At 30.2% G+C, this 14,472-nt stretch carries 13 protein-coding genes; 4 read left to right on the top strand and 9 right to left on the bottom strand.

Translation table 11 applies throughout. The annotated features are described in order from the left end of the window. From FVF61_RS06425 to FVF61_RS06415, 3 genes are all read left to right on the top strand, one after another. The coding region (locus tag FVF61_RS06425) for a gliding motility-associated C-terminal domain-containing protein (protein WP_148454536.1) at positions 1-837 on the top strand (837 nt) is incomplete at its 5' end. Between the two features lie 11 nt (positions 838-848). After that, positions 849-1,775 carry a PorP/SprF family type IX secretion system membrane protein gene (locus FVF61_RS06420; RefSeq protein ID WP_148454534.1) on the top strand — a complete coding sequence of 309 codons (927 nt, stop codon included), beginning with the start codon at positions 849-851 and terminating at the stop codon, positions 1,773-1,775. A gap of 11 nt (positions 1,776-1,786) precedes the next feature. Next, entirely contained in the window at positions 1,787-3,697 is a 1,911-nt protein-coding gene (locus tag FVF61_RS06415; protein WP_148454532.1) for an OmpA family protein, read from the top strand. A gap of 409 nt (positions 3,698-4,106) precedes the next feature. Here FVF61_RS06415 and FVF61_RS06410 read toward each other — a convergent pair whose 3' ends face one another. Together FVF61_RS06410 and pdxH are read right to left on the bottom strand one after the other, a co-directional pair. Beyond that, entirely contained in the window at positions 4,107-4,601 is a 495-nt protein-coding gene (locus FVF61_RS06410) for a CAP domain-containing protein (RefSeq protein WP_233586724.1), read from the bottom strand. Between the two features lie 165 nt (positions 4,602-4,766). Next, positions 4,767-5,414: a pyridoxamine 5'-phosphate oxidase gene (gene pdxH, locus FVF61_RS06405; RefSeq protein WP_148454530.1), complete on the bottom strand. Its 648-nt coding sequence runs from the start codon at positions 5,412-5,414 to the stop codon at positions 4,767-4,769. A 418-nt stretch (positions 5,415-5,832) separates the two neighbouring features. On the opposite strand from pdxH, the gene FVF61_RS06400 reads away from it, so the two are divergent. Then, positions 5,833-7,584, top strand: a complete 1,752-nt coding sequence (locus FVF61_RS06400) for a Kelch repeat-containing protein (RefSeq protein WP_148454528.1) — start codon at positions 5,833-5,835, stop codon at positions 7,582-7,584. Here the strand turns inward: FVF61_RS06400 and FVF61_RS06395 are convergent. The 7 genes from FVF61_RS06395 to porQ form a co-directional block, all read right to left on the bottom strand. Further along, entirely contained in the window at positions 7,572-8,483 is a 912-nt protein-coding gene (locus FVF61_RS06395) for a ribonuclease Z (RefSeq protein WP_148454526.1), read from the bottom strand. The genes FVF61_RS06400 and FVF61_RS06395 overlap by 13 nt on opposite strands. Before the next feature lie 85 nt (positions 8,484-8,568). Beyond that, positions 8,569-8,901, bottom strand: coding sequence for a ribonuclease Z (locus tag FVF61_RS06390; protein WP_148454524.1), 333 nt, complete (start codon positions 8,899-8,901; stop codon positions 8,569-8,571). Positions 8,902-8,905: 4 nt separating this feature from the next. Beyond that, positions 8,906-9,835, bottom strand: coding sequence for an aspartate carbamoyltransferase catalytic subunit (locus tag FVF61_RS06385; RefSeq protein WP_148454522.1), 930 nt, complete (start codon positions 9,833-9,835; stop codon positions 8,906-8,908). Positions 9,836-9,838: 3 nt separating this feature from the next. After that, entirely contained in the window at positions 9,839-10,378 is a 540-nt protein-coding gene (pyrR, locus tag FVF61_RS06380; protein ID WP_148454520.1) for a bifunctional pyr operon transcriptional regulator/uracil phosphoribosyltransferase PyrR, read from the bottom strand. A 125-nt stretch (positions 10,379-10,503) separates the two neighbouring features. Then, positions 10,504-12,366, bottom strand: coding sequence for a 30S ribosomal protein S1 (rpsA, locus tag FVF61_RS06375; RefSeq protein ID WP_148454518.1), 1,863 nt, complete (start codon positions 12,364-12,366; stop codon positions 10,504-10,506). Between the two features lie 220 nt (positions 12,367-12,586). Continuing rightward, positions 12,587-13,282, bottom strand: coding sequence for a (d)CMP kinase (gene cmk, locus FVF61_RS06370; protein WP_148454516.1), 696 nt, complete (start codon positions 13,280-13,282; stop codon positions 12,587-12,589). Positions 13,283-13,382: 100 nt separating this feature from the next. Then, the gene (gene porQ, locus FVF61_RS06365; protein WP_148454514.1) at positions 13,383-14,402 is read right to left on the bottom strand and encodes a type IX secretion system protein PorQ; all 1,020 of its coding nucleotides are present in this window, start codon (positions 14,400-14,402) and stop codon (positions 13,383-13,385) included. Positions 14,403-14,472: the final 70 nt, after the last annotated feature.

The following is a 14,472-nucleotide window of genomic DNA, read 5'->3' as shown; positions in this document are numbered from 1 at the left end:
AACTCATCGTCTGTGTCTCAAACTATTACTGTGAGTGATACTGTGGCTCCTATTGTAACTAACGACCTATCTGATATAACAGTAAATTGTGATGTTATTCCAGATACTCCAACATTAATATTTGACGATTGTTCAAACAATGTAACAATATTAGACTTTAACGAAGACAACTCTTTTGATGGATCAAATAATGATTATGAAATTATTTGGACTTGGGAATTTACTGATTCTTGTGGAAATATAGGAACAGCATCACAAATTGTATATGTAACAATGGTAGACACCATTATTTCTGAAAGCGATAGTAGATGTTTTGATGATGGAATCATTGATTTATTTGATTACTATTATGGCACTAATATGACAGGAACATGGGTAGTTAATTCTGGTAACACTACATTAGATAATAATTATTTTGATCCTTCTGAAGTAGATCTTGGAGACTATGTGTTTAGTTATTCTGTAGCCGATAATGGTTGTATGAGTACAACAGAAGTTACAATAAACATTAACGATGACTGTATTGTATTACCATGTACTAGTGAAGATGTAAATATCTCAAAAGCTGTTACACCAAACGGTGATCAATGGAATGAATTCTTTGAAGTAACAGGTGTTGAAGAATGTGGATTTATAATTGATGTAAAAATATTTAACCGTTGGGGAGCTATGATTTACGAATCCAGCAACTACCAAAATAATTGGAATGGAACTGTCTCAAAAGCCTCAGTAGGAAATGCAAATACAGTTCCTAATGGAACATATTATTATATTCTAAATTTAAAAAACAGTGGATTAAAACCTTTTACAGGTTATATCTACGTAGGAACCAAATAAAACTATAACCTATGAAACTTATTAAACATTATATAGTTGCGTTAGCATTATTGAGTTGTACGGTTGGAATTGCTCAACAATTACCACAATTCACTCAGTATATGTATAACACTGTCTCAATAAACCCAGCTTATGCAGGCAGTAGAGAAACTTTAAGTATTGTAGCCTTACATAGAAGCCAATGGGTTGGTTTTGATGGAGGACCAGTTACTCAAACACTTTCAATTAATTCACCTTTAAGAAATGAAAAAATTGGTTTAGGCTTATCGTTTATAAATGATAAGCTAGGTGACGAACACTTTTCGTACTTATATGGAGATTTTTCTTATACAATTAACACAGGTGTAAATACTAAATTAGCTTTTGGTTTTAAGGCTGGAGTAACAAGTTATAGGTTAGATAGAAATGCTGCAGATCCTAGTGGTCAAGATCCAAATATTTATGGTATAGATGATCGTTGGAGCCCAAATATTGGAGCTGGTTTATATTGGCATTCTCAAATGTGGTACTTAGGTCTATCAGCACCTAGAATACTTAATACTAATTATGCCAAAGACAGTAATAATGCAGATGTAAAAGCTCTAGAACGTATTAGTTATTATTTCACTGGAGGATATGTATTTACGTTAAGTGAAAATACAAAATTGAAACCTGCATTTTTAATGAAAGCCACAAATGGTGCACCTCTATCTTTTGATATAACTGCCAACTTCTTATTCTTTGAAAAATTCTGGCTTGGTGGTGGATATAGAATCAATGAATATACTTCAGCTCTAGGTGTTTTAACTGATTTTCAAATATCAAAACAATTTAGAATAGGCTATACGTATGAATATCCATTATCTGAATTAAATGATTATACAGGTGGAACACATGAAATTTTAATAATGTTCGAATTATTTAAAGCTAAAAGAATTAAATCCCCAAGATACTTCTAAAATATAACAGCATGAAAACAAAAGTCTTATTCACAATAATAGCATTAATTAGTACTTTTCTATTTTCACAAGAAAAAGTTGCTGATAAATTTTTTGACAACTACGCTTATTTAAAAGCTGCTGAATTATATCAAGAAGCAGTTAACAATGGTGAAGATAATGTGCACGTACTTACTAGATTAGGAGATTGTTATTATAACAACTCCGATTCTAAACAAGCAGCTATATGGTATGCTAAAGCTTTAGAAAAAAACAAAGATATAAGTCCAGAATTTATTTATAAATACATTCAAACGCAACGTAGTTTAGGGAACTATGACGAGGCTGATCTTTGGCTTTCTAAATTTAAAGAAATACAAAATAACGATAGTCGCGTTAAAGATGTAAAAAATAGCAACTTACATCTTTATGAAAAATTAGCCTCAACTAAAGGAATTTATGTGAAAATTGATAATCTATCTATAAATTCTAATTATTCAGATTTTGGTTCTGCTATAAACAAAAACACCATCTATTTTGCATCTTCTAGAGATACAAAAAACGATATCTATAAATGGAATAATGAGCCTTATTTAGATTTATATCAAGGAACTATTTCAACAACAGATGGAAAAAAAGAAATTTTAGATATCAAGAAATTAGAATTTGAAGGTGTACACAGAGACAACTTACATTATGCTGATGCAGCACTGACAAATGATGGTAAAACCATGTACTTTTCTAGAATGAATGTTGGAAATAGAAATCGTGCTAGAATGGATAAAAAAGGCACTGTTCAATTAAAAATTTACAAAGCCACTTTAGTAGATAGTATATGGTCTAATATAGAAGAGTTACCAATAAATAATGACGCTTTTTCTACCTATCATCCAGCCTTAAGTCCAGACAACAAAACATTATATTTCACTTCAGATCGTGAAGGAGGTTTAGGACAAACAGATTTATATAAAGTAGATCTTAGTAATAATGGAACCATAGGTGAAGTTAAAAACTTAGGGCCAGAAATTAATACGGAAGGTCGTGAAGGGTATCCTTTTATTGCTAAAGACAGTACACTTTATTTCTCTTCAGATGGATTTTTAAATTTAGGATTATTAGATGTTTTTAAATCTAATATTATAAAAGATGAAAATGCCAAAGCAGAAAACCTTGGTGCTCCTTATAATAGTGGCTACGATGACTTTGCATACTTTATAGATTCTGAAACAAATACAGGTTATTTTTCTTCTAACAGGCAAGATGGCAAAGGAAGTGATGACATTTATGAATTTAGTATTTATAATTGTAAACAAATCATAAAAGGAATAGCCAGAGATAGTAAGACATTAAGTCCTTTAGCTACAACTAATGTACAGCTAATAGATGAATCTGGAAAAATAATAGAAGAAGTTACAACTAATGAATTAGGAGAATACTCTTTTGAAGTAGATTGTGATAATAAATACACTATTTTAGGTAGCAAACCAGACTATAAAGACGCTATCGCTAAAATAGAAACTACTGATGAACACGAAAAAGTACATCAAGCAGATCTATTATTAATTCCATTAATTAATGATAACGAAATCGTTATTAACCCTATTTTCTTCAATTTTGATAAATGGGATATTAGACCAGATGCAGCTTACGAATTAGAAAACATTGTTGCTGTTATGCGTGAACACCCTAATATGGTAATAAAAATTGAATCTCACACAGACAGTCGTGGATCTGACAGTTATAACATGAAGCTATCTGATAGAAGAGCTAAATCTACTAGAGATTATTTATACTCTAGAAACATTGCTCAAGATAGAATTGAAAGCGCTATAGGTTTTGGTGAAAGTAGATTAGTTAATGATTGTTCTAATGGTGTAAAATGCTCAGAAGAACAACACCAAGAAAACAGAAGATCTAAATTTATTATCTTATCTGATAACTAAATAATTTATGCCACTTTGGTGGCTTAAATTTATACAATAAAGCGTAATAAGGTTTAGTTATTTTTAATATCTATAGCTTACATATTAAACCTTCCTAACAATAATCTTATTACCTAAAAGCCACTCTTTATGAGTGGCTTTTGAATTTTATAGTATAATGGATTAACTTTATTTAAATAGCTCTTTAATTAAACAAAAACTTCATAAAAACCAGACCTAAATTTATTTTAGAAGAAATTTATTATAGAAAATTATTAAGGGCTTAAAAACATGCTTAAAATACTTCATAAATAAAAAAAGACCATTCTAAAATTAGAATGGTCTTTTTAATTGCTATTAATCAGACTTTGTTTAATAATTTAAAATAAATATAGCTTACATATTAATTTTTCACTTACTTCCAAACACTTTATTTTTTCACAAATATATTTGTGTAATACCATTTTCCTTCACTATTCTGGTCTGCCGAAATATCGAAATCAGTATAGTCTCCAATTATATTCTCACGATGACTATCACTATTTATCCAGGCATTTACAACAGATTCAGCAGACGTAAAACCATAAGCAACATTTTCTGAAACTGTATTTGCTCCAACATTACTTACCAAATAGTTTCTGCGCTGATAAAAATTATCATGAGATACGTTATCATGTTCAATCATATAATCTGTATGAGAAAATGCTTGAGACTTAATAACATCCATATTATTTAGTGGATTTAATCCTAAACTAATCCTATAATCATTTATTAATTCAACGATTTCAATTTCAATAATTTTTGTTTCTGGAACTATAATGTTTGTATTAACACTATTAGAAGTTTCATCAAGGCTGTCTGTAGAACATGAAAATGTAAACAGAGCTAATAATACCATAATTGGTAGTAAAGTAGGCTTTTTCATTGTTAGGTAATTTAGATTTGGTGTAGCTAATTTAAAATCCTAACTAGAAATAACTGTTAAAGAAATGTTAAAATCGACAAACTACGTGCATTTTGTCGTGTTATTTTTCATTTTATCGATGAAATGCATTTTTTAAAAGATATTTTATGTATTTAATCGATATTTTTATGGAGATAATCGATCTTTTAACCAATCGTACTCATTATTAATAGAATACCTTATTCTATCGTGTAATCTATTTGGTCTTCCTTGCCAAAATTCAAATTCTACAGGTTCTACAATAAACCCTCCCCAAAATTCTGGTCTAGGAATTTCTTTCCCTTCAAATTCTTTTTCAAGAGCTGCTAATCGCTTTTCTAACTCTTCCCTACTTGAAATTATTTCACTTTGATTTGATATAATAGCTCCTAACTGACTACCTCTAGGTCTAGACTCAAAATATCCATCGCTTAAATTTGCTGCTATTTTTTTTGCTTTCCCCTTAATTATAATCTGTCTTTCTGCTCCATGCCAAAAAAAAGACAAACAAACATTAGGGTTATTTAAAATGGCTTTCCCTTTTTCACTATTATAATTGGTATAAAATATAAAGCCTTCATAAGTGTATTTTTTAAGAAGTACTACTCTATTTTTCGGAAATTTATCCAAACCGATAGTAGATATAGTCATAGCATTTGTTTCATCTTCAGGAAAGAATTTATCCACTTCTAAAAACCACTTTTGAAATAATTCCATTGGGTTTTCTGGAGTATCCTTTAATAAGAGCTCATGTTTTTCATAAGACTTTCTATAATTACTTAAATCTGTATTCATTACAATAAATTATACCTTTTAAATGATTTTTTCTTTTATAAGTAAACTATTTCTTATAAATTTAAGAATTATTTTTCCTAAATGATCCTTGAAAATAGTAAATATTTCGACCTACTTAAACAATCAAAAATAGAGGTTTCTTTTGGCTCCTTCTTCTTTTTTGTCAATTTTGTTGTTTCAAAATTAAAAGAAGGTATTCATTTTGTTTGGATTATAGTTGAAAAAGTTACCTCTACTATTACTGATTATAATGGAGAATATTTTAAAGTCGGTTACAATTACAAAAGAATAGATTTGTATTCTATAAATCAACAACTCTGATTAAATTTCATTAAAGAAAATGATTGTATTATAACAAGTGTAATCGTTCCTAACCATGATTTTAACTATATGAATAAAACATATTAATATATATTAGATGAGAAAATTTAAACCATATTTCTATTTCATTTTGGTAATCCTACTTTCTGGCTGTAGTAATGATGATTCAAATATAGAAGATGAAAATCCAGATCATTATTTACCGTCAAACATTAGAGTTCCTGATCGAGGTGTCTTCGATGAAGATATTTCAATTACTGGAAATAATTTATTTAGAGATTCATTAAGAATAAGTTTTGATAATCACATTGTATCAGCTTATCAAGCATCAACCGATACTATTAAAGTTAGGGTTCCAAGAAACCTAGATCGCTTTAATCCAACAATTAATATTAGGAATGTGAATAATGATTCGCTTTTATCTGCAACAGAATTTCAATTAAGAGCTCCAACCATATCACATCCAGAAAAAGAATTAGTCAAATTCAGTGAATTGATTTGGATTTATGGTGAGAATTTTGATACTAGTTCAAATTTTATAACAGCTACTCTAAATGATATTGAAGTTCCTATTTATCAAGCGACACATGATTCTATTCAAATAATGATACCAAACAATATAGGCAACAGAATTATCGATTTAAAAATAAATGCACAACTACAAGAAACTATGATTAATAATATTATGCAATTAAAGTTTCCAGAAATCACATTTGCTCCACAATCTACTGGAATTGGTGATCATTTAACTTTAAAAGGTGATAATTTTAATCCCGACCTAGCTTTAGGTAGCATTACTATAAATAATGAAATTGAAGCTCATATAGAACATACATATGGTTCAGATTCGTTAGTAGTTAAAGTCCCGTACGGTCCTTATGAAAATTTTGAAATATATCATATTTCTTATGAAACTACTGGTATGCAGTCTGAATATACATATCCAATTGAAATTGATTCTGACTTTATATTATATACTAAAAACAACCCAGATATAATTAGTTCATATATTTATAATTATAATGATAAATCGTATGCATTTGCAAGAAATGATGATGATTACGTTGATGGTGTGCCACATATATTTCTTTACGAATTGGATTACACTTCAAGAGAATGGACAAGAATTGGTAACGTGAGTTTATTAGCATATTCTTTTAATGAAGCCATTACAGATACTGGCGAGTTTTTTGTTTTTACCACTCAATTTTATAATACAGAAAATACCATGTATAAAATAGATCTAAATAGCTTATCTATAGAAACTGTGAGTCCTCCACCTAATAATGATACTTATAGGGTTGGTCCTATAATTTTTTCTCATAATAATGAATTATTTTTTGGTAAAGGACGTCAAGGTAATGGTGTTTTTGACTCTTTTTATACCGATTTATACAGCTATAATATAAGTAGCGACAGTTGGACAGCTTTACCTACTGATACTTCAGAATTTTACGGAGGAACTAGTTATAATTTTATGGGTAATAAATATATTTCTACCTATACAGTTGGTAGCTTTGCTACTTATGATTTAAAACTATTTAATCCTTCAAATAATAGTTTTTCGTCGGTGACACCAACCAGTACTTTTCAAACAGAAAATGTCTTTAATTTTTTAAATAAATTATTACGAGTAACTATTATTCCTAGTATAGATCAATCATATTTTTACAATTATAATAGTCAAACTGTATTAACTACACTATGGACACAACAAATTGAGGGTACTTCAAAATATTTCTCTAAAGATGATAAAGTATTTTTCTTTTCTGAATTATTCAATAACATTTACTCTCCTAGTAACGGTTTATATTTAATAAATAATAGAATAAGTTCTCAATTGGAATAATTAAAAATTTTTCCGGCTTCTGCCAATTCTACATTATCAAAAATGGTTTGTGCTTCTTCTTTAAACTCATTCAATGAATCATATCTGGTAGAAAAGTGACCTAATATTAAATGATCTACTTCGGCAAGTTTAGCAATTTTACCAGCTTGTTTAGCTGTACTATGCTTTGTAGACTCTGCTAATTGCATATGTTTATCCAAAAAGGTGGATTCGTGATACAATACTGTTGCTTCTTTAATAATTTCAACAATTTGTTCGTTATAAGCAGTATCACTACAAAAGGCATAACTTTTTGGTTTTTCTGGGTCTTTAGTTACTTCTTTGTTTTTAATTAATTTTCCTTGATTATTTTCAACATCAAAACCTTGTTTTAATTTGTTATAATAAGCCAGATCTATATCATTATTCAAAACAGCATTCATATCTAGTTTACGCTCTCCAGGCTTTTCTTTAAAAAGGAATCCATTGGTATAAATTCGATGATCTAAGGGTATTGTGTAAACTTCGACTTTATCATCTTCAAAAATTAATTCTGAAATATTTGAGCTCAATTCATGAAAAATAAGCTGATAATTAGTCCATGAATTGGCTAATTTCATTTGTAAGGTTACAAGTTCTTTTAAACCTTTTGGAGCATAAATATGTAACTCAGTTTCTCTAGTTAATAAACGAAATGTTGAAATAAGACCTATTAATCCAAAATAATGATCACCATGTAAATGCGAAATAAAAACATGCTTAATTCGGTTGAATTTAATTTTGTTTCTTCTAAGCTCAACTTGAGTTCCTTCGCCACAATCTATTAAAAACAGATGATTATTTATTTCTAATACTTGCGATGTTGGATTTGTGTTAATACGTGGTGTTGCACTATGACAACCTAATATGGTGAGCTTCATTTTTTATGTTTGTTGTTTAGTCATGGAGTTGTTTAGTCGTTGGGTTTACAGCTTAACAACAAACAACTTTACAGCTTAACGGTATTTAAAAACCAAGATCGCGTTCCATCTCTTCCATTTCTATAATGTCGTATGCTTCTTGAATGGTTGGAACAACAATAATTTCGTCAGGCATCTCGTCTAAATTAACTTTATCTGAAACGATGACGAATGAGTGCTTCGATTTTCTATGCGTATTAGAAAGTTGCAGAAATTCAATAATCTCTTTTAATGAAATCGAATTTAAACTAGTGAGTGAAATAATGATATTGTCATTTTTATAACGACTATAAACAACATCTATTTTCTTAACTAACTCTATAATAGAGGTTTTCTCTTGGGTAATGATTGTAATATTACCAGCTTTATCTATAATCATAATATTAAGGTTTTATCTTAGAAGCTAATAAATAAATAACGGCCATTCTTATTGCTACACCGTTTTGTACTTGGTCTAGAATAATAGCTTGATTGGAATCTGCCACATCACTCGTAATCTCTACTCCTCGATTTATTGGTCCTGGATGCATGATAGTAATTTTTTTTTCTAAAGAATCTAACAGTGCTTTGTTTACACCAAATTGCTGAGTATACTCTCTTGTAGAAGGGAAATAACTAATCTCCATACGTTCATTTTGAACTCGAAGCATATTTGCTACATCACACCAATTCAGAGCTTTACGCAAATTAGTCTCAACTATAACTCCAAGTTTGTCTATATGTTTAGGAATTAGGGTTTTTGGTCCACATACCATAACATTGGCTCCTTGAAGTTTTAGCGCATAGATGTTTGAAAGTGCTACTCTACTATGCAAAATATCTCCAACAATAACCACATTTTTTCCTTTTACTTCTCCTAGCCTTTCTCTAATAGAATAAGAATCTAACAAAGCTTGAGTTGGATGTTCATGTGCTCCATCTCCAGCATTAATAATACTTGCATCAACATGTTGAGATAAAAAAACGCTGGCTCCTGGATTTGGATGACGCATGACGACCATATCCACTTTCATTGAAAGAATATTATTGACTGTATCTATTAAAGTTTCTCCTTTTTTGACTGAAGATTGTGATGCTGAAAAATTAATAACATCAGCTGAGAGTCTTTTTTCAGCAAGTTCAAAAGATAATTTTGTTCTTGTAGAATTCTCAAAAAATAAATTGGCAATGGTAATATCTCTAAGCGAAGGCACTTTTTTAATGGGTCTGTTAATCACTTCTTTAAAATGATCGGCAGTTTCAAAAATAAGCTCAATATCTTTTTTGTTAAGATATTTTATTCCTAATAAGTGGTTGACACTTAATTCACTCATAGTTTAATTATTTATAAGGTAAACGGAATCCTCTCCCTCATTTTCCTTCCAATTTACTTTTACTTTTTCATTATTAATAGCGTCTACTTGTCTGCCTCTATAATCTGGTTGTATAGGAAGATGTCTACTAAATCGTCTATCTATTAAGGTTAGTAGCTCTATTTCCTTAGGCCTTCCAAATGATTGAATGGCTGTTAATGCAGATCGAATACTTCTTCCTGTATATAAAACATCATCTATAAAAACAATGTTTTTGTCTTCAACTATAAAGTTAATTTCTGTAGTATTGGCTTCAAGAGTTTTTTCCCCTCTTCTAAAATCGTCTCTAAAAAATGTAATATCTAAAAGCCCTAATTGAACATTTTTAATCTTGTATTCATCTTTTAGCATTTTAGTTAATCGTTCGGCAAGAAATTTACCTCTTGGCTGAATTCCAATTAATACAGTGTTTGCAAAGTCTTTATGTTTTTCAATTAATTGACAAGCCAGTCTATGAAGAATGATGTTTACCTCTGTTGCATTAAGTAACACTTTTTGACTCATATTATCCAAACTTAATTGGTATACAAAGGTAATGCAAAATTTTAAAATTTAAAGTTTATTTAATAGTAATAAAAAAAGCCTTCAAAAATAATTGAAGGCTTTTGTTTTTATAAATGAAATGGAAATTATTTAGATTTCTTTCCGTCCATTTTATCTTTAAGAGCTTGTAAAGCATCATTTGCATCACCTAAAGTAGGTTTTGACTCTGCAGCTTGAGCTTCTGCTTTTTTAGCAGCAGCTTTTACATTAGCAGCTTCTTCTTCTCTAAAAATAGCAGTATGAGAAGCAACTACACGTTTAAACTCTTTATTAAATTCAATAATTTTGAATTCGGCAGTATCTCCTTTTTTAAGTTTCTTTCCGTCTTCTTTTTCAAGGTGACGAGAAGGAACAAAAGCAACGATATCTTCGTTAAATTCGATAGTTGCACCTTTATCAACAACCTCAGCAATTTCTGCTGTATGTACTGTATCTAAAGCGAATTCAGTTTCGTATTTATCCCAAGGATTTTCAGTAGTTTGTTTGTGACCTAAACTTAATTTACGTCCTTCTACATCTAATTCTAGAACTACAACGTCTAACTTATCTCCTACATTACAGAATTCACTTGGATGCTTAATTTTCTTAGTCCAAGATAAATCTGAGATATAAATTAATCCGTCAATACCTTCTTCTAATTCTACAAAAACACCAAAGTTTGTAAAGTTACGTACAATTCCTGTGTGCTTAGAACCAACAGGGTATTTAGAAGTAATGTCTGTCCAAGGATCTGGAGTTAATTGCTTAATTCCAAGAGACATTTTTCTGTCTTCTCTATCAAGAGTTAAGATTACTGCCTCAACTTCATCTCCTACAGAAACGAAATCTTGAGCAGAACGTAAATGTGTAGACCAAGACATTTCTGACACGTGAATTAATCCTTCAACACCATCAGCTACCTCAATAAATGCACCGTAATCTGCTATAACAACTACTTTACCTTTTACTTTATCTCCAACTTTTACTTCTTCACCTAAAGCATCCCAAGGATGTTTAGATAATTGTTTAAGACCTAATTGGATTCTAGATTTATCTTCGTCAAAATCAAGAATAACAACATTTAATTTTTGATCTAACTCAACAATCTCGTTTGGATGATTAATTCTAGACCAAGAAAGATCTGTAATATGAACTAAACCATCTACACCACCAAGATCGATAAAGACTCCGTAAGAAGTAATGTTTTTAACAACACCTTCTAATACTTGACCTTTTTCTAATTGACCAATAATTTCTTTCTTTTGTTCTTCAATATCAGCTTCGATAAGCGCTTTATGAGAAACAACAACGTTTTTAAATTCATGGTTAATTTTAACCACTTTAAATTCCATTGTTTTGTTAACGTACTGATCGTAATCTCTAATTGGTTTTACGTCAATTTGAGAACCTGGTAAGAAGGCTTCGATTCCGAAAACATCTACAATCATACCACCTTTAGTTCTACATTTAACAAAACCATTAACGATTTCACCATTATCATGTGCAGCGTTAACGCGATCCCAAGCTTTAATTACACGAGCTTTTCTGTGAGATAATACTAATTGTCCTGTTGCGTCTTCACGAACATCAATTAATACTTCTACTTTGTCTCCTACTTTTAAATTTGGATTGTAACGAAATTCGTTTAATGAAATAACACCTTCAGATTTTGCGTTAATGTCAATAATAGCATCACGATCTGTTATGTGAATAACTTCTCCTTCAACAACTTCATCATCTAATGTGTCAACGAAATTTTCAGCTACTAATTTTTCAAATTCTTGTAATTGAGAATCTTCAACCTCATCAATACCTTCTTGGTAATTGTGCCAATTGAAGTCTTTTAAGAATTTTTCTGGATTTGCCTGAGCTTCAGATACTACTGGAGCTTCTACTGTTTGAGTTTCAGTTGCTTCAACTGCTTTTGCTTCTGTTGCTTCAACTTCAGCTTGATTTGCTTTTTCAGCCATTTAATATAAGTTAATAATGATAAAATTTCGGTGTCCGAATACTAATATCATCATGTTTTGTATTCTGTAATGTTTCAGAAAATTTAAGCAAATAACACACAGAAGTGTTAATTATTATTGCGTTTCGATTCCTTCTAATTTCTGACTCTTCGCTAAAAGGAGTGCAAAATTAATGCTTTTAGTTTTAATAACCTAATGTATTTTTCTAAAAATTAATGATTTAATTAAACTCTTTAAGCTTGTTTTCAACTAGTTGTAGTATGTTGTTGAATTGTTCTTGTAAAGTTAAATTAGAATTATCTATTTCTATAGCATCATGAGCTTTTACTAAGGGAGAATCTTCTCGATGCGAATCTATATAATCTCTTTCTTGCACATTTTTTAAAACTTCTGAATATGAAACTTTTTCACCTTTATTAATTAATTCATCAAATCGCCTTTTGGCTCTGGTATTAGCACTAGCTGTCATAAATATTTTAAGCTCAGCATCAGGAAAAACAACGGTTCCAATATCGCGACCATCCATAACAATGCCCTTATTCTCTCCCATGTTTTGTTGCTGTTTTACTAACAACTCTCTGACTTCAGAAATTTCTGCCACCTGACTTACATATCTTGAAACTTCTAAGGTTCTAATTTGCTTCTCTATATTCTGTCCATTTAAATAAACTTCGGCAAACCCTAAATTGATATTAAACTTAAAACTAATAGAAACTTTTTTAAGATTTGAAATTAAATCTTGAATATAAAATTGCGATTCATTTATAAAACCATTCTGCATAGCAAACCAAGTAACAGCTCGATACATAGCACCTGAATCCACATAAATATAACCTAAATGCTTGGCTAATTGTTTGGCTACAGTACTTTTACCTGTTGAGGAAAATCCGTCAATGGCGATGGTAATTTTATTCATTTAATATAGTTTCAAGTGCCTAAAATACTTAAAAAATTATTGTAGTTAGTTTCAAAATTCGTTAAAGTAGCTATAGCTATAATAGCAGATCAATCATTAATTACCTTAAATCAAGTTGCAAACCAAAAAAGTTAGCATTTGCTGCACTTGTATATCTTGCATGTGTAAAGCTAAATCTTAGTTTATTTAATTTTAAACCAAATCCAGCCGAAATTCCTGAAAAATTTCTCTGATCTACAATTTTTAATTCTTGACCTCTTCTAAAATTATAACCTAATCTAATACTAAATGCTCCTGCTGGAAATATTTCTGCTCCTAAAATGGTATGATTTAAGACATTTTGAAAAAAACCAACGTCTTCTTGAGTTTGGTTTCCTTCTAAATCTGTTTCTGCTCTAGCAGGATTTGCAACTGAAATTGGCCAAGTCTGCAAATTCTCAAACGTTAAATGCCAACGTAAAGGCACATGTTCTAATGTTTGAGACATTCCAAAGGCAATCTCAAGTGGTAAAGGCTCGTTTAAACCTGCATAAGTAGTTATTTGCATTCCTAAATTTCTAACAACCAACGTTGCCTGAAATTCTATATCTTCATTTATGTAGATAAGACCAGCATCTATAGCTGCTCCAAAAGAATTATATTGCTCAAGTAGAGATGTTATTAATTTGATGTTTCCACCTAAATAAAAGTCTGAATACCCTAATTGTGCAGCATAACCAAAAGAAAGAGCTGCTTCATTGCCAGTAAAAGAACCTGTAGAGTTTCCATTTTCATCGTAACCATCAAAACTTCCGTAATTTACATAGGTAACTCCCATATGAAAAGTTTGAGTTCTTCTATCCCAAGTATAAGCATAGGCAGCAGTACCATAACTTATGCCTCCTAAATAACTCATATAATTTAAAGCGAGCTGATTATCCATTTCAACATTAATAGTTGCAGGATTTGTTAGTGCTTGAGTAACATCGTAATCGATATTAGTAAAAACTTTACCTCCTAAAGCTGCTTGTCTAGGTGAAGAAATTAAATTAAGAAATTGATAGGTAGTCTCACCACCTACTTGTGACGAAACAAAAGTGCTGAATAGCATAATGATAACTACCGTAATTTTCTTAATCATAAAGGTGCAAAGAAACTAAATCTAACTTAAAAACGGATGCAAGTATAATTTATTTTTAAGTGATATAAAA

Origin of the sequence: Xanthomarina maritima (assembly GCF_008084905.1) — a bacterium.
GTDB classification, from domain to species: Bacteria; Bacteroidota; Bacteroidia; order Flavobacteriales; family Flavobacteriaceae; genus Xanthomarina; species Xanthomarina maritima.
This window is presented reverse-complemented; position numbering and strand designations above follow the sequence as displayed.